We start from the raw sequence: 20,829 nt of genomic DNA on the forward strand, positions 1-20,829 counted from the left end.
CTGGTAGGCGGCACGGGATTTTCCAGGAGAGGACCGATCGGATCATGGTGCAACCCGGTGGCGGCTTCGACCTGTCGCAGATCATGCAACAGGCCCAGCAGATGCAGCAGAAGCTGGTCGAGGCCCAGGAAGAGCTGGCCAACACGGAGGTGACCGGTACTTCCGGCGGCGGCCTGGTCACCGCGACCGTGTCCGGCGACAGCCAGCTCAAGTCGCTGTCCATCGACCCCAAGGTGGTCGACCCCGACGATGTCGAGACCCTGTCCGACCTGGTCGTCGCGGCCGTGCGGGACGCTTCGGCCAACGCGCAGAAGCTGACCGAGCAGAAGCTCGGCCCGCTCGCCGGCGGCCTCGGTGGCGGGATGCCCGACCTCGGCGGCTTCCCCGGGCTCGGCGGCTAGCTTGTACGAGGGTGTCGTCCAGGATCTGATCGACGAACTCGGGCGGTTGCCCGGCGTCGGTCCCAAGAGCGCGCAGCGGATCGCCTTCCACCTGCTGGCCGCCGATCCCGCGGATATCGCGCGCCTGCAGGAAGTGCTCGGCAAGGTCAAGGAAGGCGTGCAGTTCTGCGAGGTCTGCGGCAACGTCTCGGAGCAGGAGACCTGCCGGATCTGCCGCGACACCCGCCGCGATCTCACGGTCATCTGCGTGGTCGAGGAGCCGAAGGACGTGCTCGCCGTCGAACGGACGCGCGAGTTCAAGGGCCGCTACCACGTGCTCGGCGGCGCGCTGGACCCGTTGTCCGGCATCGGGCCGGAGCAGCTGCGCATGCGGGAGCTGCTCGCGCGGATCGGTGGCGCGGAGATCAGCGAGATCATCATCGCGACCGACCCGAACACCGAAGGCGAGGCCACCGCGACGTACCTCGTGCGGATGCTGCGCGACTTCCCCGGCCTGACCGTGACGCGGCTGGCGTCCGGTCTGCCGATGGGCGGTGACCTGGAGTTCGCGGACGAGCTGACGCTGGGGCGCGCCCTCTCCGGCCGGCGGGCTCTCTAGTCCCTAGCGCGTGAAGCCCCCTTCCCTCGGGTCAGCGCGGTGGCAGGACATGAACCGGACAGGCTGGNACCTGCGCAAAGTCGTCCTCGCCCGAGCGCTCGACCTCGACTTCGAGGAGGCCGTCCCTCGGGTCAGCCGAGGGAAGGGGGCTTCACGCGCTTAGCGGGTTCGCTGACCTGTACTGAGGAATTGTCAAGTCCCTCGGATCGCTTGGTGGGTCACGTCGTAGCGGTGTCGGTTGTCGTTGATCTCGTGTCGGTGAGTGGTGGCCCATTCGCCGAGGGCGGTGACGGAGTCCAGCAGCGTCGTGCCGAGTGGGGTGAGCGCGTAGTCGACGCGTGGGGGAACGTCGGGGTGCACGGTGCGGGTGAGGAGGCCGTCGCGTTCGAGTTGCCGCAGGGTCAGGGTGAGCATGCGCTGTGAGATGCCGGTGACCGCGCGGTGCAGCTCGCTGAAGCGCAGGGTCTGATCGCGAAGTTGCCCGATGACCAGGATGCTCCACTTGTCGCCGATCAGGGCGAGGATCCCCAGCACCTGCCGGCATACCTCGTCGTCCGGCTCGTCACCGTTGGCATCTGTGAGTGGATGGGGCCTGACGTCGCGGTGCCGCGCGGCTGGCGAGGTGTTCCTCCTGTAGGTCGTCAAGGGGTTACCTCCGTGTGTGTCACCGACATGAATGTGCCGTCTTGCCACCGACGGTTCAGTGACAAATCATGGTGCTACGAACAAAGAGTAACCGCCTGACGATGGGTCGGGAACGTTCGGCTTGAGCCGCGGTGGCCGGAAGGGATGTTGTGGTGGCGAAGACGCTCGTGGTTGTCGGTGCTGGCCCGGGGCTGGGGATGGGGGTCGCCCGGACGTTCGGTAGCCGCGGCTTCCGCGTCGGGTTGATTGCCCGTACCAAGGACCGACTGGACAGCCTGGTCAGCGAGTTGGCTGAGGGGGGTGTCACCGCTGCGGCGTTTCCCGCGGACATCCATGATCGTGGTGCGCTGGCCGCCGCGCTCGCTGCGGCCGGGGACACGCTGGGACCGGTCGATGTGCTGACCTACAGTCCCAGCCCGACCGGGTCGATCACCCACGCCGCGCAGACCACGGTCGCCTCGGCCACGGCGCAGTTCGAGTTGCATGTGCTGGGCGCGGTGACGGCCGTGGGGCAGGTGCTGCCGGACATGCGCGCCCGTGGTGAGGGCACGATACTTTTGACCACCGGCGTATCCTCCACCGTCCCCGCGCCATTCCTGGCCAACGTCGGTCTGGCCATGGCCGCCTTGCGAAACTGGGCGCACGCCCTGCACACCGAACTGCGCCCCCAGGGTATCCACGCGGCGACGGTGACGATCGCCTCCGGCGTCATTCCCGGCGGCGGTGAGGCCGACCCTGACGCCATCGGCGCCCGCTACTACCGCATGCACCTGCAGCGAGACCGGGCCGAGGAGGTCATCGGCGACCTCGACGTGTTCCGCGACCTCGTCGCCCAGCGGGTGGGTCAGGACGGTGGATCGGCCTCGTCGAGGGCAGACTAGGCAGCGTCCTCACGGGTCGTTCGACGAGTTTGCCGTTGTCGAAGCGTGCTTACTGAGCAGCCTCGATCAGCTTGAACGCCATGGCCGGCCCAGCCGCGCGCGAGCCCGGCCCCATGGTGACCTTGGTGCGGTGCCACACGGTGGCAAAGGTCGACTCGATCGGGTTCGAGGTGCGCAGGTGGATCCAGTGCTCGGCAGGGTAGCCATAGAACGCCAGTAGCTCCTCAACGTCATGCACCACCATGCGGTGCCGTTTTCGTCACGCCCACCGCCGAACCGGGCGATATAGGACTCAACCTCGGCCTGCGGCGCCTCGGCCGGTATCCGCCGAGCGCCCTCACGCACCAGCTCATCGATCACCGACGACGCGGACGAGCCGCCCGTCGTACCTTCCCAGCCGATGTTGGCGGGTCGGCCAAGCATTGCTCCCCGTACTCGGCTGGCGGCTCACGAGCACTCGGATTCAGATGTCATGAAAGGGTCGTTCAGGACGAAAAACGTCTTGAACGACCCTTTCATGACATCCATGAGAGCAGGCCCCGATGCTATGAAAGGCCCCTTCACCGCAAAATTTGCAATGAAGGGGCCTTTCATGTCAGTCCGCGAAGGCGGCGCGATGCGTCAGCAGTAGCCCAGACGAGCCAGCGTGTCGACGATGATCTCCGACGGGTGGAACTTGTCGACCCAGGACTCGCCGCGGCGGTTCTGGTAGGTGTCGAGGAAGTTCTGCAGCTTGTCCCCGCGCATCTCGGTCAGCACGACGGTCTCGCCGAGATGCTGCGGCGTCTCGGTGCGCTCGCGGTGCACGGCGCACGGCAGGCCGAGGTAGTAGCACTCGGCCGACAGGCCACCCGAGTCGGTGACGACGTACTCGGCGCGCGCGACCAGCGGCAGGAACTTCAGGTATCGCATCTTCGGCTGGATGATGAAGTTCTTCTCGTCGAAGAGGTTCGCCAGGCCGAGCGAACGGATCTTCTCGCGCTCGGGCGCGCCCGCCATGTAGAGGATCGGCATCTGCTTGCTCTGCTCGCGCAGGATCTCCAGCGCCTCGCGGTACTTCTCCGCGCGCGAGACCAGCTCGAACCGGTGCAGGGTGGCGAGGCCGAACTTCTCCGGCAGGCCCTCGACGTCGAGCGGCCCGTTGATGGCCATCCGCATCGCGTCGATCGCGGTGTTCGCCTCGGTGTCGACGACGACGCCGCGCGCGTTGCGGAGGTTGTTCACCTCACGCGCGCTCGGCGCGAAGTGCATGTCGACGATCTTCGCGGCGATCTTCCGGTTCAGCTCCTCCGGCAGCGGCGACATGATGCTGCCCGACCGCGCGCCCGCCTCGACGTGCCCGACCCGCGACTTGAGGATCCGCTTCCCGATGAGCGAGCCGTACGGCGTGGTGAAGGTGTCGCCGTGCACCAGCACCAGCGGCGGACGCCCATCCTCGACCAGCGCGGCCTTCAGCTCGGCGCGGCGGCTCCACGCGGTGCGCAGCACCTGCGTGGCCCAGCCCGGCACCTGCGCGGGCGACTCCAGGTTGTGCGCCTTCTCCTTCGGCACGAGCCAGACGTCGGGCTCCGGGAGGTTCAGGTCGGCGAGAACGTCCGAGACCTCGTCGACGTGCTGCGCGGTGAACCAGATCTTCGGCCGGACCCCGCGTTCGAGGATGCCGTGGTAGACCGGCGCGATTTTGATCAGTTCCGCCGTGGTGCCGAGAATGAAGGAAATCACCGGAAGAGCCATTCTGTCGGGGTCTGCGGTGCCCGAAGGATACTGGTGGGCCGCGCAAGGTAGCCTCGCCGGGGTGAGTGCGAATTCGCTCCTCCCGGCCCTGTCCGTCGTGATCCCCGTCCACAACGAGCAGGACTGGATCGATCGCAGTGTCGGCGCGCTGATCGCGTCGGCACAGTCGGCGAACTGGCCGGTCGAGGTGGTCGTGGTCGACGACGGCAGCACCGACGGCACCGGCGCCAAGCTCGCCAAGCTGCAGGAGCTGTACGGCATCACCGTCCTCACCCAGCCGAACAGCGGCCGGTTCGAAGCCCGCCGCGCGGGGATCGCGAAGGCGTCCGGGCGGCAGATCCTGCTGCTCGACAGCCGCGTGATCGTGGACTCCGGTTCGCTCACCTTCCTTCGCGACCAGCTCGTCGACCATCCCGAGCGCACCGTGTGGAACGGTCACATCAACGTCGCGTCCGAACACAATCCGTATGCGGGATTCATGGCGGGTCTGGTCAAGATCCCGTGGCGCCGTTATTGCGCGAACCCGCGGTTGATGTCGTTCGGTATCGAGGAGTTCGACGTCTTCCCCAAAGGCACCGGATTCTTTTCCGCGCCGAAGGACGTTCTCGAGGATTCGTCCAACGCATTCGAGTCGCTCTTCGAAGACGTTCGTTTCGCCAGTGACGACACGGGTGTTCTGCGCTGGATCGCGGAACGCCACCGCATCTTCCTCGCGCCCGAGTTCTCCGCGACCTACCACGGCCGGGATTCGTTCAAGAAGTTCGTCGGGCAGTCGTATTTCCGCGGCACCACGTTCGTCGATTCGTATCTCGCGTCCCCCGGGCCCGCGCGCAACGGCCTGTTCGCCGCGATGGCCGTCGGCGTGCTCGGCCTCGGTGTCGCCGCGAAGCGGCCGAAGACCGCCGTCGCGCTGGCCGCCGCGGGGTCGACGGCCGCCGGGTTCGCGGTGACGAAATTCGGCGCGACCAAGGCCGAGGCCAAGGCCGTCGCCCAGCTCACCCCGGTGTTCGCCGCCGGCTTCGGCGCCGGAGCGCTCCGAGGCCTCTTCATGGCGCTGCGAGCCCGGCTGCGCCGATGAGCAGCACGGTGAACAGCGAGGAACTGGCCAAGGACACCGGGAAATCCGCCGGCCGCATCGGCGTCTACCTGCTGATCGCCATCGCGCTCGGCTACGTCCTCACCGTCGTCTGGGGCCGGACGCTGTCGAAGGCCGACAACGCGGTCCTGCTCTCCTTCTGGGGCATGTTGATGGGGCTGGGCGCCGCCCTGTCCCCGCTCGAACAGGAGATCTCGCGGCAGTCCGCGCACGCCGCGCTCGCCGGTCGCAAGGCGGGCCGCCCGGCGGTGCTCGCCTTCGTCACCAGCCTGGTCGCGGTCGCCGTCGCGGCCCTGTTCACGCTCATCCCGCCGGTGACCGACAAGGTCTACGGCGGTCAGTTCGCGCTCGCGGTGATCGTGCTCGCGGGCGGGCTGTCGTTCGCTTTCCAGTTCGCCGCGCGAGGCCTGCTGATCGGCCAGGACCACGTCCGGTCCTACTCGTGGCTGATCCTGGTCGAGGCCGCCGTGCGGATCCTCGTGGTCGCCGCGCTGGTGGTCGCCGGGCTCACCCAGCTGTACTGGTTCGCCATCGCCGCCGCGACCGGCTCGTTCGCCTGGCTGCTGTTCGCCCGGGGCACCGCCAAGCTGGTCGATCCCAAGCTCGAAGCGGATGTGCCCGCGAAACCGATCGTCAAGAACATGCTGATGCTGCTGGCGGGCGCGGGGCTCACCGCGAGCGTCATCACCGGGTATCCGGCGCTGGTCAGCCTGCTCGCGCCCGGCGGTGACAAGGACAAGCTCGGCGTGCTCTTCGTCGCCCTGTTCGTGGCCAGGACGCCGTTGACGCTGATGGCGCCGGTCCAGGCCATCGCCGTTCCGACCGTGGTGCGCCTGTCCAGCACCGAGGAGGGCAAGCACCGGCTGCGGAGGCTGCTCGCGCTCGGCTCGGCCGGCGCGCTGGTGCTCGCGGCGCTCGGCGCGCTGATCGGCTGGCTGATCGGCCCGTGGGTGGTGCGCCTGGTCTACAGCGCCAAGAACGATCCCGAAGCCTGGTGGATGGCCGGACTGGTCTGGTCCTCGGTGCTGCTGGCCGCGATGCAGCTGCTCGCCGCCGTCCTCGTCGCGCAGGCCAAGGCCACGAAGGTGCTGATCACCTGGGCGGCGGTCGTCGTCGCGACCGCGCTGGTCCTGCTGTTCTTCCCCGGCGACACGGTCGTGCGCGCCGTCGTCGGCCTCGCCGCCGGACCGACCGTCGGCCTGCTGGTCGTCATGGCGTTCGTGGTGAGGGGCACCCCCGCGACGGGCAACGCGCGAACTTCCGAAACGTCTCGATAGTGTGGCCGCGCATCGCGCGCCGCGAACGAGGTGGCGTCCTTGACGCCGAATAGGGTTGGACAGCGAATTCGATGAACGTTCTTTTGGTCTTGCTGGCGTTCTGGCTGCCGGGGCTCGTCTTCGGTGCCGCCATCAGGTTGCGCGGCTGGACGCTCGCCGCCGCGGCCCCGCTGCTGACCTTCGGCCTCGTCGCCATCGGCATCCCGATCCTCGGCCGCTTCGGCATCCGCTGGACCATGCTGAACGTCGGCCTCTGGGTCCTGCTGCTGTCCGTCGTCGGTTTCGCCCTGTCGTTCCTCGTCCTCCGCTTCACCGCGAAGCGGCACCCCGAGTGGGCCGAGGACGAAGACGACGACGAGACGAAGCGCTCCCTGCGCGACCACCTGCTGATCGGCGCCGGTGTCGTGGTCGGCCTCGGCGTCGGCACGGTGACCTTCCTGCGCGGCTCGCACTCACTGGAGAACGTCCAGCAGGGCTGGGACGCACCGTTCCACGGCAACCTGGTGCGCTGGATCGCCGAGCACGGCGACGCGCGCGCGTCGACCGTCGGCACCATCGCGAACCTGCCGAACCAGACCGACTACTTCTACCCGGACACCTACCACGCGCTGCTCGCCCTGATCTTCGGCAAGGGCGGCCTGACGATGATGCCGACGCTGAACCTGGCGGCGCTCGCGGTCGTGCTGACCGTCCCGGTCGGGGTCGCGGCGATGTGCCGCGCCTGGCGCATGCCGGTCCTCGCGACCGCCGCCGCCGCGGCCGTGTCCACCTGGTTCACCGCGTTCCCGTACGACTCGCTGTGGCGCGGCCCGCTGTGGCCGTACGTCGCCGGGGTGGCGCTCGTGCCCGCCATGCTCGCGCTCGCCCGCCTGCTGCTCAAGCCGAACGGCGTCGCCGGACCGCTCGCGATCGGCGTCGGCGTCGCCGGCCTGGCCGGCCTGCACACCAGCCTGATCTTCGTGATCATGGTCTACTTCCTGCTGATCCTGCTCGCGGTGCTGTTCCGCTTCGAGAAGATCGGCTGGCGCCGCAGCGCCGCCTCGCTGGTGGCCACGGTCGTGATGGCGGTCGTGCTCGGCGTCCCGCAGGTCCTTCCCGCGCTCTACAACGCCGGTGGTGTGACGAGCGCGTTCTGGGCCTCGGAGACCAGCGTGTCCGGCGCGCTCGGGCAGACGATCACGTTCTCGCCGATGGCGTCGTTCCCCCAGTGGTGGATCGGCATCCCGGCGATCATCGGGGTGTTCCTCCTGGTCAAGCACCGGCGGATGCTCTGGATGGTCGGCGCGTACGTCGTGCTCGGCGGCCTGTTCGCCGCGACGATCTCGCTGGAGACCCCGCTCATCCACACCCTGACCGGCGTGTTCTACAACGACCACTGGCGGATCGGCGCGCTCGTGCCGCTGGCGGGCGCCGTCGCGTTCGGCGAGTTCGTGCACACCGCGTCCGGCAAGTTCGCCGAGAAGATCGGCGAGCGGAAACCGAACCTGAACCCGTTCACCGCGGCCGTCGCGGGCGCGCTGGTGGTCGGCCTGGTCGTCGCGGTGCTGAGCAAGGGCGGCTACATCGGCCGCAACTCCGCACGGCTCGCGATGAACTACGGCCCGGACGGTCCCTCGGTCAGCAAGGGCGAGGAAGAGGCCTACGCCTGGCTCGGGAAGCACGTCGTCCCGGGCGAGCGGGTGATGAACGACAAGGCCGACGGCTCGGTGTGGCTGTACGCGCTCGCGGGGGTCCAGCCGGTCGAGTGGACCAACTACGGCGCCGAGTTCACCACCAAGGCGGGCTGGCTCAGCGTGTTCCTCAACGACATCAACCGCGAGCCGCGTGTGCGCGAGGCGCTCACCGACCTCAAGGTGCGCTACGTGCTGGTCGGCAAGGGCAAGGTGGCCCCCAACGCGCAGTCCGCGGTGGGCCTCCAGCGCCTCGACATCACTCCGGGTTTCAAACGCGTCTTCCACAACCTCGACGCGTCGGTTTACGAAATCGAAGGTCAGCAGGGTGTGGTCGCCGCCGGCGCCCCCGCCGGGTCCGACACCGCTCACGGCCAGTAAGAAGATAGAGTGATCCAGTGTCCAGTACGTCCGTGACCACCCGCCGCGTACTCATCGTGATGCCCGCTCTGAACGAGCAGGCCAGTGTCGGCGCGGTCATTTCCCAGGTCAAGCAGTCCTTGCCGGGCATGGACGTGCTGGTGGTCGACGACGGCTCGTCCGACGACACGGCCAAGCTCGCCCGTGCGGCGGGCGCGGAGGTGGCCCGCCTGGCGGTGAACCTCGGCGTCGGCGGGGCGATGCGCACCGGCTTCCGGTACGCGGCCGCCCGCGGCTACGACGTCGTCGTCCAGGTGGACGCGGACGGTCAGCACGATCCCGACGAGGTCGCCGCCCTGCTGGACGCGCTCGACGACGCCGACATCGCGATCGGCTCGCGGTTCGCGGGCAAGGGTTCGTACAAGGCGAGCGGCCCGCGGAAATACGCGATGGTCGCGCTCTCGGTCGTTTTCTCCCGGCTCGGGAAGACCAAGCTCACCGACGTGACCTCCGGCTTCAAGGCGATGGGCCCGCGCGCGATCAAACTGTTCGCCGCGTACTACCCGGCCGAATACCTCGGCGACACGGTCGAATCGCTGGTGATGGCGATCCGCGCCGAACTGAAGATCAAGGAAATCCCGGTGATCATGCGCGAACGGGCGGCCGGAACGCCGAGCCATTCGCCGGTGAAATCGGCCGTCTACCTCGGCCGCGCCGGACTCGCCCTGCTGCTGGCGCTGGTGCGCCGCCGCCCCGCCGTCGACTCGTCGGATTCGGCGTAAAAGGAGCTGATTATGGCTGGCTGGCGCATTCTCAGCATCGTCGTCGCCTGTCTCGTGCTGTTCGTCGTCCTCGAGATGATGCGGCGGCGGAAACTGCGGGAAAAGTACGCGGGTGTCTGGCTCGTCCTCGCCGTCGGCGTGGTCGTGCTCGCCCTCGTTCCGCAGGCCGCCGACTTCATGGCACGGATAACCGGCGTGCAGACGCCGTCGAACTTCGTATTCCTCTTGGCCGGCGTGGTGCTGGCGCTGGTCGCGTTGCATCTGTCGACCGAGGTCGGGCATCTCGAAGAAGAGGTCCGGACCTCCGTCGAGGAGATCGCGCTGCTCCGCTGCGAACTCGCCGACGCCCAGCGTGACCTGGAAGAACGGGTCGCCGCGCTCGAAGCCAGGACGGCCACGCCCGACAACGTCAAGGGGCTCCCCGAAGTGAGCCCCGCACGCGCACGCTGATCGACGCCCTTCTCGCGGCCACGCCGAGGCTGGGCGCCGTCCGCGTGCTGGCCGTCGACGGCCCGTCCGGCTCCGGGAAGTCCACGCTGGCCGGGAAGATCGTGGCCGAACTGGCCGGTCGTGGTGTCCGGGTGGCGCTGGTGAGCACCGACGAGTTCGCCACCTGGGACGAACCCGTTTCGTGGTGGCCGCGGCTGGAGACCGGTGTCCTGGAACCGCTGCGCGCGGGCAGGGTCGGCCGGTACCGGCGAGTGGACTGGTCCAGTGGCGTCCCACTGCCGGGTGAAGAGATCGAGATCCCGGTCCCCGAGGTGCTGGTGCTGGAGGGCGTTTCCAGTGGCCGCGCGCGGATGCGGCCGTCGTTGTCCCTGCTGACCTGGCTGGACGGCGGGAGCGAGGCCGAACGGCTGGACCGCGGTGTCGAGCGTGACGGCGAGGGGTCCCGGGCGGAACTGCGGCGCTGGCAGTTGTTCGAGCGCGGGTGGTTCGCGGTCGACGGGACCCGGGCCGCGGCGGATCGCGTTGTCACCCCTCGTGAGTGGTGAACCCCGAGCCGAGTGGCGGTTTCGCGTGACTGGACGGACGACACGCGTGTCGTCCGCTGGATCACGTATGTCGTCCGGTCGGTCACGCGAAACCACCGGTATCGGTACAGGCGGTCGTGAGTGGTAAGGACGGTTAGAACCGGCCTTAGCACTCACGAGAGGCGGCCCGATACCCGCGAATGTCCTGTTTTGTCAGTGACCCATTGGTTGTAGCGGTAAGCACCCATTTGAGTCAGTGACCCGGCACTCTACGCGTTAGTGGTCCGGAATTGATTACACTCCGTCCGGAATTGCGGACACTTTGCGGTCGTATTGGCCGTCGTGTAGCGCGATCGTAACCTCGCGTGCTTAAGTGCGGGCTGAGTTCCCGCTAGTGTCGGCGGGCACACCGATCGTCCGTGGAGCTCGACTTTCCGACCGACCGGACGGTGCCTAAACACCGAAAATCTCCTCAAGGGGTGCCAGATGCAGCAACTGCGGGTGACCCGAGCACGCCGTGTGGCCCTGATCGGGCTTGCCGGCGCACTCGCGGTCTCCATTTCCGCCTGTGCCGAATCGAAGCGTGAAGAAGGCGCAGGGGGTGGCTCGGGAGGCACGATGGTCTTCGGTGCCGCCGGTAACCCGAAGACGTTCGACCCGCTCTTCAACGACGACGGTGAGACCTTCCGCATCATCCGCCAGATGATGGACACGCTGATCATGAACAAGCCGGGGACCGCGGACCTCGAGCCTGGTCTGGCGGAGAAGTGGGAAGGCAGCAACGAAGGCAAGACCTGGACCTTCACCCTGAAGAAGGGTGTGAAGTTCCACGACGGCACCCCGTTCAACGCGGAAGCGGTCTGCTTCAACTTCAACCGCATGTTCAACATGAAGGGCGCCGCCGCCCAGAGCCAGATGATCTACTACGGCGACGTCTTCGAGGGCTTCGCCAAGAACGAGGGCGACGCTTCCGGCGACCCGGTCTTCAAGGACTGCCAGGTCAAGGACGAGTCCACCGCCGTCCTCAACCTGAACAAGGCCAAGGGCGCCTTCCCGGCGGCCTTCACGCTGCCGTCGTTCTCGATCCAGAGCCCGGACGCGCTGAAGAAGTACAACGCCGACGCCGTCACCCAGAGCGGTGACTCGTTCTCCTACCCGGAGTACGCGCTGAAGCACCCCACCGGCACCGGCCCGTTCAAGTTCGAGAGCTGGGACCAGGCCAAGGGTGAGATCACGCTGGTCAAGGCCACCGACTCGCCGACCCAGACGGCCAAGCTCGACAAGCTGGTCTTCAAGGTCATCCCGGACGAGAACGCCCGCAAGCAGGCGCTCAAGGCCGGCGACATCCAGGGCTACGACTACCCGTCGCCCGCGGACTACGGCCTGCTGCGCAACGACGGCGAGCAGGTGCTCATCCGCCCGTCGTTCAACATCCTGTACCTGGGCATCAACCAGAAGAACAACCCGAAGCTGAAGGACCTCAAGGTCCGCCAGGCGCTGGCCTACGGTCTCAACCGCGACCAGTTCGTGAAGTCGAAGCTCCCCGAGGGCGCCGAGACCGCGACGCAGTTCGTGCCGAAGGCGATCGACGGCTACAACGAGAACGTCACCAAGTACGACTACAACCTTCAGAAGGCGAAAGACCTGCTGAAGGAAGCCGGCGCCGAGGGCATGACCCTGAAGTTCTACTACCCGACCGAGGTCACCCGGCCGTACATGCCGAACCCGGCCGACATCTTCACCTCGCTGTCCGAGGACATGAAGGCCATGGGCATCAAGGTCGAGCCGGTCGCCAAGCCGTGGAACGGTGGCTACAAGGACGACGTCCAGAAGGCGGGCAAGCACGACGTGCACCTGCTCGGCTGGACCGGTGACTACAACGACGCCGGTAACTTCGTCGGTACCTTCTTCGGCCGCGAGAAGCCGGAGTTCGGGTTCACCAACCCGGAGCTGTTCTCGGCCATCTCGGCCGCGGACGCCGCGCCCGCCGGTGAGACGCACACCAAGGCGTACCAGGAAGTGAACCAGAAGATCATGGAATACCTGCCCGCCATCCCGATCTCCTACGGCCCCCCGGCGATCGTCGTGGGCCCGAAGGTGAAGGGCCTGGTGGCCAGCCCGCTGACCGACGAGCGCTTCTACACCGTCACGGTCAACTGATCCACCACCACTGAGCCACCAGGGGGTGGGCGCTACCGCGCCCGCCCCCTGTGGCCCATTCCCGGGCTGGCAACAAAGGAACGCACGTGCTCCGTTTTCTCGTGCGTCGGCTGCTACAAGCGATACCGACGCTCTTGATCCTGTCCATTTTGATCTTCGCCTGGCTCCGGTCCCTGCCCGGTGGCCCCGCCGGCGCCCTCCTGGGTGACAAGGCGACCCCGGAGAAGATCGCCGACCTGAACAAGCTCCTCGGCCTCGACGATCCGATTTTCGTCCAGTACTTCAAGTTCCTCGGCCGGGCGATCACCGGCGATTTCGGCAACTCGCTGGTCTCCGCCCAGCCGGTCATGTCGGAGATCGGGAACTTCCTTCCCGCCACGATCGAGCTCGGCTTCTGCGCGATGCTCATCGCGGTGGGCCTCGGCATCCCGTTCGGCTACCTGTCCGCCCGCTTCCGCGGCGGGGCCGTCGACAACGTCATCATCGTGCTCAGCCTGGTCGGCGTCGCCGTCCCGGTGTTCTTTCTCGGCTACATGATGCAGGACCTGCTGGCCGCCCCGCTGGGACTTCCCTCGCAGGGCCGTCAGATGGCCGGTCTCGACGCCACCACCGTCACCGGGTTCGCGGTCCTCGACGGCATCATCACCCAGGAATGGGACGCCGCCTGGGACGCGCTCACCCACCTGATCCTCCCGGCGTTCGCGCTGGCCACGATCCCGCTCGCGGTCATCGTCCGGATCACCCGGGCCTCGGTGCTGGACGTGCTGAACGAGGACTTCATCCGCACGGCCAACTCGAAGGGCCTGACCCAGCCGATCGTGCGGCGCCGTCACGTGCTCCGCAACGGGCTCCTGCCGGTGGTCACCGTCATCGGCCTCCAGACCGGCGCGCTGCTCGGTGGCGCCGTGCTGACCGAGCGGGTGTTCAACTTCCGCGGCCTCGGCTTCCTGCTCGCCGAAGGCATCGAGCGGCGTGACTACCCACGTCTGCAGGCGCTGCTGCTGTTCGGCGCGCTGGTCTACGTGCTGGTGAACATGCTGGTCGATATCTCGTACGGGCTCATCGACCCGAGGGTGCGTGTCCGATGAACACCTTGTTGAACAAGAAGAAGGAGCCGATCGACAAGCTCGCGGCTTCGTCGGCGAAGGGCCACAGCCTCGGTGGCGAGGCGCTGCGCCGGATGATGCGGAGCCCGGTGGCCATCACGGGCGCCGTGATCACCGGCCTGTTCCTGCTGGTGGCGATCTTCGCGCCGCTCCTGGCGCCGAAGGATCCCTACGAGCGGTATCTGCAGAGCCAGGTCATCCTCGGCCAGGGCATCATCCCGGGCGCTCAGCCCGGTTTCCCGCTCGGTGTCGACGACTTCGGCCGCGACTACCTTTCGCGGCTGCTGGTCGGCGCGCAGAACACGCTGCTGGTCGGTGTGCTCGCGACGATCATCGGCGTCGTGGTCGGCATGATCATCGGTGGCCTCGCCGGTGCGTTCGGCGGCTGGGTCGACACCGTGCTGATGCGGCTCGTCGACGTCATGCTGTCCGTGCCGTCGCTGCTGCTGGCGATCTCGGTCGCCGCGCTGTTCCAGAAGCCGAGCCAGTGGACGGTGATCGTCGCGGTGTCGATGGTCAGCGTGCCGATCTTCGCGCGGTTGCTGCGCGGTTCGATGCTCGCGCAGAGAAACAGCGACCACGTGCTCGCGGCGACGTCGCTCGGCGTCAAACGCGGGGCGATCGTGTTGCGGCATATGCTGCCCAACTCGCTCGGCCCGGTCATCGTGCAGGCCACGCTGACCCTGGCGACCGCGATCCTCGAGGCGGCGGCGCTGTCGTTCCTCGGTCTCGGCGATCCGGACCCGAACCGGGCGGAATGGGGCATCATGCTGAGCCGCAGCGCTCGGCAGTTCCTCGACATCCGCCCCGAGCTGGCGTACTACCCGGCGATCGCGATCATCATCGTCGCGCTCGGGTTCACGCTGCTCGGCGAGTCCCTGCGGGAAGCCCTCGATCCGAAGAACAGGCGGTGATTTCTGATGGCACTCCTCGAAGTACGCGACCTCAAGGTCGTTNGGACATCAGCAAGGCGATGGAGAACCCGGCTCAGCCGAGGGAAAGGGGCCTTCACGCGCTTCTCGCATTTAGAGGACTAAATGCGGGCAGGCGCCTGACCAGCGCGGAAGGCCACCTTCGGGCAGACTCGTGTCATGCGGGTCACAGTGCTGGGAGCGTCGGGGCGGACGGGGATCCACGTGGTCCGGCTTCTGCGGGGCCGAGGCCATCAGGTGCGGGCGGGGCTGCGCAGTCGTCGCCGCGCGGAGGAGGTCGCCGGTCTCGGCGCCGAAACCGTGGTCGCGGACGTCACCGCGGACGCGGAAGACCTCGTCGAGGCGCTCGCCGGTTCCGAGGTGGTGATCAGCGCGATCGGCGCACCCGATCCCGATCAGGCCTCCGTCGACCTCGTCGACCGCGACGGCGTGATCACCGCGATCCGCGCCGCCGAGAAGGCCGGTGTCTCGCGATTCGTGCAGCTTTCCGCGCAGTTCGCGGATTCGCCGGACCAGGGCGATCGCCTGGTGCGGTCGATCCTGATGGCGAAGCAGATCTCCGACAGTGTCCTGCGGCGCTCCAGCCTGAACTGGACGATCGTCCGGCCCGGCACGCTCACCGACGACCAGCCCACCGGCCGCGTCAAGCTCGGCGGTCACCTCGAACCGGGGCACGTCTCCCGCGCGGACGTCGCCGCCGTCCTGGTCGCCACCCTCGACGAGCCGCTCACCGAAAACCAGGGTTTCGACGTCATCGGCGGCGAGATCCCGATCCCCTCGGCGCTGGCTTCGTTCAGCTGAGCGCTCTCTTACGCTCCCGGGCCGCCCGCAGGTTGGCGACGTTCCCGCAGGTGCGCACGTCGTGCCAGACCCCGCTGTTGTTGCGCGAGACGTCGTAGAAGGCCGAACGGCAGCCGTCGAGACGGCACAGTTTCAGCCGCGGCCAGATCCCGGCCTGCTGCGCGAGCAGCGTCTCCGTCCACAGCGCCGACGCGAGCCACTGCCGTCCGGTACCGGACGGGAACAGCCGGACGACGCCGTCCCGCAGCGTCAGATCCGCCTTGACCGGTTTGCCGAAGTCCGCGTCCCCGCCTTCCAGGAGCGAAACGAAGGTCTCTCGCAGGTCGCGAAGCGCGCGAAGGTCGCCTGGCCCCAGCGTGATCTCGGGCACCTCGGCGTCCCGTGCCCGCGACCATTCCGCCAGCGCCTCGGCGGCCCAAGGCCGCGTCAGGTCGGTGTCGCTCAGCAGGTCGAGGCCGTAGGTCTTGATCGCCTTCGTGTTGAGGAAGTCCTGAACGAGCGCCAGCCCCGAGGGCGCGGTGCGTAACCGATATCGGTCCGTCGCGGTCCATGACATAGGTCAAGCGTACTTGACTCTGTCGGCGCGCGTCGCCATGCTGACGACAGAGGCAAACAATGATCACTTCTGTCAAGGGAGCACAGTCATGACCTCCATCGAAGGCGCCGTCGCCCTGGTCACCGGCGGGCAGCGCGGGCTCGGCAAGGCGTTCGTCGCCGAACTGCTGGCCCGCGGTGCCGCCAAGGTCTACGCGACCGCCAGGTCGCCGCGCGAGGAGACCGGCCCGCGGATCGTCCCGCTCCCGCTCGACGTCACCGACCCCGAATCCGTCCGCGCGCTGGCGGAGAAGGCGGGCGACGCCACGATCGTCTTCAACAACGCCGGAGTCCTCGGCCTCGGTTCGCTGTTGACCGATGACGTCGACGCGCACCGCCCGGTCTTCGAAACGAACGTCTTCGGCGCGCTGCGGATCGCGCAAGCGTTTGCGCCGCAGCTCAAGGACGGCGGAGCGCTGGTCAACGTGCATTCGATCCTGTCGTGGGCGGCCGGCTCGGGCTCCTATGGCGCGTCGAAGGCGGCCTTCTGGTCCCTCACGAATTCGCTCCGCATCGAGTTCGCCGACCAGGGCACGCAGGTCGTCGGCGTCCACCTCGGCTACACCGACACCGACATGACCCAGGGCCTCGACATCCCCAAGAACGACCCGCGCGACGTCGCCCGCCAGGTCGTCGACGGGCTGGAGAAGGGCGAGACCGAAGTGCTCACCGACGACCTCACCCGCCACGTCAAGGCCGCGCTGTCCGGCCCGGTCGAGCACCTCGGCACCAGCCGGATCGGCGCGTAGAAAACGATTGGCGTGAGGCCTCCGGCCCGAGGTAGTTTCGCCGCCATGTGTGCTTCCGCGTTCACCAGGACCCGCCGCGCCTAGCGGCGGATCCTCAGCGTCCAGCAAGGAACCGCCGCCCGAGCGAGTCATCGCCGGGCAGGCCTCGTGCTGCCCGGCTCACCTCGAAGCCGCGGAGATCCCTTGCGCACACAGCGTCCTGGCCGTCATGAACTCGGCCAGAACTTCCTCATCGACCGGAACACCATCGAAACCGTCGTGAAGCTCGTCGCCGCGACCGGCGGGCCGATCATCGAATTCGGCACGGGCGACGGCGCGCTGACCCTGCCGCTGGAACGGCTCGCCAGGCCGCTGACCGGCATCGAGATCGATGCCCGCCGTGCCGGCCGGCTGGCGGGGCGCGTCCGGGCGTCCACGGAGATCGTCACCGCGGACTACCTGCGGTTCCCCCTGCCGAAGACGCCACACGTACTGGTCGGCAATCTGCCGTTCCACCTGACCACCGCGACCCTGCGTCACGTCCTCGCCGCTCCCGGCTGGACGGACGCCGTCCTGCTCATGCAGTGGGAGGTGGCGCGCCGCCGGGCCGGGGTCGGTGGCGCGACCATGATGACCGCGCAGTGGTGGCCGTGGTTCGGCTTCCGGCTGGCAGGCCGGGTGCCCGCCGCGGCGTTCCGCCCGCGGCCCGGCGTCGACGGCGGTCTGCTCACCATGACCCGCCGCGAGCGTCCGCTCGTCGAAGACGCGGATCGAGTGCGCTACCAGGACTTCGTACGGCGGGTGTTCACCTGTCCCGGCAAGGAAGTCGTGCCCAAAAGCCTCACCGCACACCAGTGGGCTGAGGCGTTTCGGCTTCGGCGAGGAAGTCCGGTTCGCGCACGCGGCGCTTCGTCGAACCGAACAGGACGCCGCCGATGACCACGGCCGCCGCGAGGATCTCCACAAGTGAAGGGCGTTCGTCGAGGACCAGGAACGCCATCGACAGCCCGACGACCGGCACCAGCAGCGAGAACGGCGCGACCACACCCGCCGGGTTGCGGCGCATCAGCGACGTCCAGATCCCGGAGCCGACGATCGTGCCGAACAGCACGACGTAGGCGAGGCCGCCGAGGCCGATCAGCCCGGTGGTGGTGCCGAGGGTGCTCAGCGAGTGGCCGATCTCGGCGGGGCCCTCCATGACCAGCGACAGCGCGAACATCGGCAGCGGCGGCACCACGGACATCCAGAGGACGAAGTTCAGCGGGTTGTCCGGTGCCGCCTGCCGCGTGCTCAGGTTGCCGAACGCCCAGCTCAGGGCGCCGAGGAGGGTCAGGATCACCGGCAGCAGGGCGGCGTTCCCGGCCTGCTGCCAGGCGATCGTCGCCATCCCGGCGACGGCGAGCAGGATGCCGGTGAGCTGCCGTCCGGACACGCGTTCACGCAGGAAGACGGCGCCGAGCAGGACGGTGAACGGCGCCGACGCCTGCAGCACCAGCGACGCGAGACCGGTCGGCATGCCGGTGTCCATCGCGATGAAGAGGAACACGAACTGCCCGGTACCGAAGCCCAGCCCGTAGCCGAGCAGGTGGCGGATCTTCACCTTCGGCCACGGTACGAACAGGATCGTCGGGATGGCGATGACCGCGAAGCGCAGCCCGCCGGCGAAGACGGGCGGGAACTGGCCGAGGGTGGCGTGGATGGCGAGGAAGTTGCAGCCCCAGAGGACGGCGACGAGTAGGGCGAGCAGACGATCGCGGGCGGGCATGTCTTCACTCTTACGTGGTGCGACCCTTTAGGACCAGCGAGAATATTTGCAGCGATCGTTCAGTTCGGCTTCACATATGCTGGCGGTATGGACATCGGCCGGTTGCGGACCCTGCGGGAATTCGCCGACCGCGGCAGCGTGACGGCGGCCGCGAAGGCGTTGCACTGCACGCCGTCCGCGGTTTCCCAGCAGCTGCGCGCCTTGCAGAGTGACGTCGGTCTCGCGCTGACCGAACCCGCCGGAAGAGGACTGAGGCTGACCGACGCGGGTCGCGCGCTGGTCGCCCGCGCGGACGACGTGCTCGCCGCCCTCGAACGCGCGGAGTCCGAATTGGACACTTATCGCAGTGCCCCGCGCGGCCGGGTCCGGGTGGCGATCTTCCAGTCGGCAGGGCTGATGCTGCTGCCAGGGCTGCTGCGCCGGACGGCGGAGTTCGACGGGCTGGACGTCATCGTCCGCGACGTCGACATGACCCCGCCGGAGGTCCCCGGGCTCGTCGCGGATTACGACATCGTGGTGGCGCACCGGGACGAGCACGCGCCGTCGCTCGGCTCGGACCGGCTGGAGACGCGGCATCTGCTGCGTGAACCGCTCGACGTCGCGCTCCCCGCCGGGCACCGGCTGGCGAAGCGGCGCCGCATCGAGCTGGCCGAACTCGCCGACGAACGCTGGATCAGCGTCAACGCGGGGTTCCCGGTGGACGACATCCTCCAGTCGCTGATCATCCGCACCGGGGTGCGCCCGCAGGTCGTCCAGCGCATCAACGATTTCCGCATCACCGAGCGGCTCGTCGCCGCCGGGCACGGGATCGCGCTGCTTCCCCGGTACACAATGGACACTCGGCGTGGCAGCGGTCTCGTCGGCCGCCCGCTCGCCGGGATCAAGGCGGCGCGGCACGTGGAAGCGGTCTACCGGATCGGGGCGTCTTCCCGGCCGGCGGTGGCGAAGGTGCTCGACGCGCTCGCCGACGAGGTCGGCGCGCTCACGGGCGAGCGTGACTCTTCAGGTGGTCCAGCGCGATCTGGAGCGCGTCGGCGATCGGCGTGACGTCATGGCGCAGGTGGGCCATCAGCAGGCCGCCCTGGACGCAGCTCATCGCGGCTTGCGCGAGCCTGGCCGGGTCGGCGTCCGCGGCGAGTTTCCCCTGCTCCCGCAACGATTCCAGCCCACGCTGGAGATGTGACTCCCATTCGCGGTAGGCCTTGTCCAGCAGCGGCGCCATCTTCGGGTCGTCGCCGAGTTCGCCGGTGAGGTTGCCCAGCGGGCAGGCGATCGGCCCCTTGGCTGTGGTCTGGACAGCCAGGATCTCGCTCGCCCACTGGTCGAAATCGGCCCAGTCGTGCAGCTCGAAGATGGTCGGCTGGTTGCCGAGGATCTTCTCGAGGAAGCGGGCGATGACCGCCTCGACGAGCTGATCCTTGTTCTTGAAGTAGTGGTACATCTGCGATTTCCCGGCGCCGCTCGCCGCGAGCACCTTGTCGACGCTCGTCCCGGCGACGCCGTTGACGTACATCAGCTCCGCCGCCGCGTCGACGATCGCGTCCCTCGTCATCCGCCCCTGCGGGGTCTTCGCCGGTTGACCACTCATGTACCGAATAGTACAGTCGGCCGCACTGTACCGATCAGTACAACCAAGGGAGCTGACCATGGGGGATCTCAACACCGACCTCGCCGAGCTGCGGGAATCCGTCGCGAGCCACGTTCCGGCCGAGGTCGCCGAGGTGCTCAAGGCCGACCGTGCGACGTTCGTAGGGGTGGTCGCCGAGGCGGCCGCGAAGCCGGGAACGGCGATGCCGGACCTCGTGCTGCCGGACGCCGGCGGCGAGCGGGTCCGGGTCGCGGACGGCCCCGCGGTCGTGGTGTTCTACCGCGGCGCGTGGTGTCCGTACTGCAACCTGGCCTTGCGTACGTATCAGCGGGAACTGTTGCCGGAGCTGGAGAACCTGGGTGTGAAGCTGGTCGCCGTCAGCCCGCAGCTGCCGGACGACTCCTTGTCCACGAAGGATCTCGAGTTCACCGTGCTGTCCGATGTGGACAACCAGCTCGGCCGCGCGCTCGGCATCACGTTCCGGCTGGCTCCGGAGACGAAGCCGGCCTTCGACACGCTCATCGGCGACGTCGAGAAGATCAACGGGGCGGCGGAATGGGAGCTGCCCTACCCGACCGTCCTGGTCGTGGACGGCGAGGGGGTCATCCGGTACATCGACGTGCACCCGGACTACACCACGCGCACCGACCCGGCCGACGTGCTGGCCACGGTGAAAACGGCGATCACGCGTGCTTAAAGCCTAAGCCGTGAAGGCCTCCTTCCCTACCTTGAGGGTA

22 protein-coding genes and 1 pseudogene are annotated in these 20,829 nt (G+C 68.1%); 17 read left to right on the forward strand and 6 right to left on the reverse strand.

Annotated elements, in window-relative coordinates; translation table 11 throughout:
* The first annotated feature begins 44 nt into the window (after positions 1-44).
* Entirely contained in the window at positions 45-401 is a 357-nt protein-coding gene (locus LCL61_RS02005; RefSeq protein ID WP_007035126.1) for a YbaB/EbfC family nucleoid-associated protein, read from the forward strand.
* A 1-nt stretch (position 402) separates the two neighbouring features.
* The gene (recR, locus tag LCL61_RS02010) at positions 403-999 is read left to right on the forward strand and encodes a recombination mediator RecR (protein WP_005166260.1); all 597 of its coding nucleotides are present in this window, start codon (positions 403-405) and stop codon (positions 997-999) included.
* A 192-nt stretch (positions 1,000-1,191) separates the two neighbouring features.
* Here the strand turns inward: recR and LCL61_RS02015 are convergent, their stop codons facing one another.
* Positions 1,192-1,644: a winged helix-turn-helix transcriptional regulator gene (locus LCL61_RS02015; protein WP_425341977.1), complete on the reverse strand. Its 453-nt coding sequence runs from the start codon at positions 1,642-1,644 to the stop codon at positions 1,192-1,194.
* 152 nt (positions 1,645-1,796) lie between these two features.
* On the opposite strand from LCL61_RS02015, the gene LCL61_RS02020 reads away from it, so the two are divergent.
* A complete protein-coding gene (locus tag LCL61_RS02020; RefSeq protein WP_340685249.1) occupies positions 1,797-2,525 on the forward strand; it encodes an SDR family NAD(P)-dependent oxidoreductase in 729 nt (242 codons plus the stop codon).
* A gap of 52 nt (positions 2,526-2,577) precedes the next feature.
* Here LCL61_RS02020 and LCL61_RS42530 read toward each other — a convergent pair.
* A pseudogene (locus tag LCL61_RS42530) lies at positions 2,578-2,757 on the reverse strand (IS256 family transposase); the annotation flags it as partial.
* Positions 2,758-3,146: 389 nt separating this feature from the next.
* Positions 3,147-4,259, reverse strand: coding sequence for a UDP-N-acetylglucosamine 2-epimerase (locus LCL61_RS02030; RefSeq protein ID WP_257483280.1), 1,113 nt, complete (start codon positions 4,257-4,259; stop codon positions 3,147-3,149).
* A 61-nt stretch (positions 4,260-4,320) separates the two neighbouring features.
* Here LCL61_RS02030 and LCL61_RS02035 point away from each other — a divergent pair, with 61 nt between their 5' ends.
* The 10 genes from LCL61_RS02035 to LCL61_RS02080 all read left to right on the forward strand — a co-directional run bounded on the left by LCL61_RS02035 (position 4,321) and on the right by LCL61_RS02080 (position 15,417).
* Positions 4,321-5,337 carry a glycosyltransferase family 2 protein gene (locus LCL61_RS02035; RefSeq protein WP_340685250.1) on the forward strand — a complete coding sequence of 339 codons (1,017 nt, stop codon included), beginning with the start codon at positions 4,321-4,323 and terminating at the stop codon, positions 5,335-5,337.
* On the forward strand, positions 5,334-6,632 hold the full coding sequence (locus tag LCL61_RS02040) for a hypothetical protein (protein WP_340685251.1): 1,299 nt from the start codon (positions 5,334-5,336) through the stop codon (positions 6,630-6,632). Before LCL61_RS02035 ends, LCL61_RS02040 begins: the two co-directional genes overlap by 4 nt.
* 71 nt (positions 6,633-6,703) lie before the next feature.
* On the forward strand, positions 6,704-8,683 hold the full coding sequence (locus LCL61_RS02045; protein WP_340685252.1) for a DUF6541 family protein: 1,980 nt from the start codon (positions 6,704-6,706) through the stop codon (positions 8,681-8,683).
* Positions 8,684-8,742: 59 nt separating this feature from the next.
* Positions 8,743-9,444, forward strand: coding sequence for a glycosyltransferase family 2 protein (locus tag LCL61_RS02050; protein ID WP_340688470.1), 702 nt, complete (start codon positions 8,743-8,745; stop codon positions 9,442-9,444).
* A 12-nt stretch (positions 9,445-9,456) separates the two neighbouring features.
* Positions 9,457-9,894: a DUF2304 domain-containing protein gene (locus LCL61_RS02055; protein ID WP_016337936.1), complete on the forward strand. Its 438-nt coding sequence runs from the start codon at positions 9,457-9,459 to the stop codon at positions 9,892-9,894.
* Between the two features lie 29 nt (positions 9,895-9,923).
* Positions 9,924-10,439, forward strand: coding sequence for a uridine kinase family protein (locus tag LCL61_RS02060; protein ID WP_425342025.1), 516 nt, complete (start codon positions 9,924-9,926; stop codon positions 10,437-10,439).
* A gap of 597 nt (positions 10,440-11,036) precedes the next feature.
* A complete protein-coding gene (locus tag LCL61_RS02065) occupies positions 11,037-12,578 on the forward strand; it encodes an ABC transporter substrate-binding protein (protein ID WP_340685253.1) in 1,542 nt (513 codons plus the stop codon).
* A gap of 86 nt (positions 12,579-12,664) precedes the next feature.
* The gene (locus LCL61_RS02070) at positions 12,665-13,666 is read left to right on the forward strand and encodes an ABC transporter permease (RefSeq protein ID WP_340685254.1); all 1,002 of its coding nucleotides are present in this window, start codon (positions 12,665-12,667) and stop codon (positions 13,664-13,666) included.
* Positions 13,663-14,598: an ABC transporter permease gene (locus tag LCL61_RS02075; protein ID WP_034314615.1), complete on the forward strand. Its 936-nt coding sequence runs from the start codon at positions 13,663-13,665 to the stop codon at positions 14,596-14,598. Before LCL61_RS02070 ends, LCL61_RS02075 begins: the two co-directional genes overlap by 4 nt.
* A 177-nt stretch (positions 14,599-14,775) precedes the next feature.
* Entirely contained in the window at positions 14,776-15,417 is a 642-nt protein-coding gene (locus tag LCL61_RS02080) for an SDR family oxidoreductase (protein ID WP_340685255.1), read from the forward strand.
* Here the strand turns inward: LCL61_RS02080 and LCL61_RS02085 are convergent.
* Positions 15,410-15,973 carry a CGNR zinc finger domain-containing protein gene (locus LCL61_RS02085; RefSeq protein WP_340685256.1) on the reverse strand — a complete coding sequence of 188 codons (564 nt, stop codon included), beginning with the start codon at positions 15,971-15,973 and terminating at the stop codon, positions 15,410-15,412. The genes LCL61_RS02080 and LCL61_RS02085 overlap by 8 nt on opposite strands.
* Positions 15,974-16,061: 88 nt before the next feature.
* Between LCL61_RS02085 and LCL61_RS02090 the strand changes: the two genes are divergently transcribed.
* On the forward strand, positions 16,062-16,760 hold the full coding sequence (locus tag LCL61_RS02090; protein WP_340685257.1) for an SDR family oxidoreductase: 699 nt from the start codon (positions 16,062-16,064) through the stop codon (positions 16,758-16,760).
* A 183-nt stretch (positions 16,761-16,943) separates the two neighbouring features.
* Complete coding sequence (erm, locus tag LCL61_RS02095) at positions 16,944-17,678, forward strand: 23S ribosomal RNA methyltransferase Erm (RefSeq protein ID WP_340685258.1); 735 nt, start codon at positions 16,944-16,946, stop codon at positions 17,676-17,678.
* Here erm and LCL61_RS02100 read toward each other — a convergent pair.
* Positions 17,581-18,504: an EamA family transporter gene (locus LCL61_RS02100; RefSeq protein WP_340685259.1), complete on the reverse strand. Its 924-nt coding sequence runs from the start codon at positions 18,502-18,504 to the stop codon at positions 17,581-17,583. The genes erm and LCL61_RS02100 overlap by 98 nt on opposite strands.
* A gap of 87 nt (positions 18,505-18,591) precedes the next feature.
* Here LCL61_RS02100 and LCL61_RS02105 point away from each other — a divergent pair, with 87 nt between their 5' ends.
* Positions 18,592-19,551, forward strand: coding sequence for a LysR family transcriptional regulator (locus tag LCL61_RS02105; protein WP_340685260.1), 960 nt, complete (start codon positions 18,592-18,594; stop codon positions 19,549-19,551).
* Here the strand turns inward: LCL61_RS02105 and LCL61_RS02110 are convergent.
* Positions 19,487-20,092, reverse strand: a complete 606-nt coding sequence (locus LCL61_RS02110) for a TetR/AcrR family transcriptional regulator (protein WP_425341978.1) — start codon at positions 20,090-20,092, stop codon at positions 19,487-19,489. The two genes, LCL61_RS02105 and LCL61_RS02110, sit on opposite strands and share 65 nt — an antisense overlap.
* Positions 20,093-20,150: 58 nt before the next feature.
* Here LCL61_RS02110 and LCL61_RS02115 point away from each other — a divergent pair, with 58 nt between their 5' ends.
* Entirely contained in the window at positions 20,151-20,789 is a 639-nt protein-coding gene (locus LCL61_RS02115) for a peroxiredoxin-like family protein (RefSeq protein ID WP_340685261.1), read from the forward strand.
* The last annotated feature ends 40 nt before the right edge of the window (positions 20,790-20,829 follow it).

The sequence above is a fragment of the Amycolatopsis coloradensis genome, assembly GCF_037997115.1.
Classification (GTDB): domain Bacteria; phylum Actinomycetota; class Actinomycetes; order Mycobacteriales; family Pseudonocardiaceae; genus Amycolatopsis; species Amycolatopsis coloradensis_A.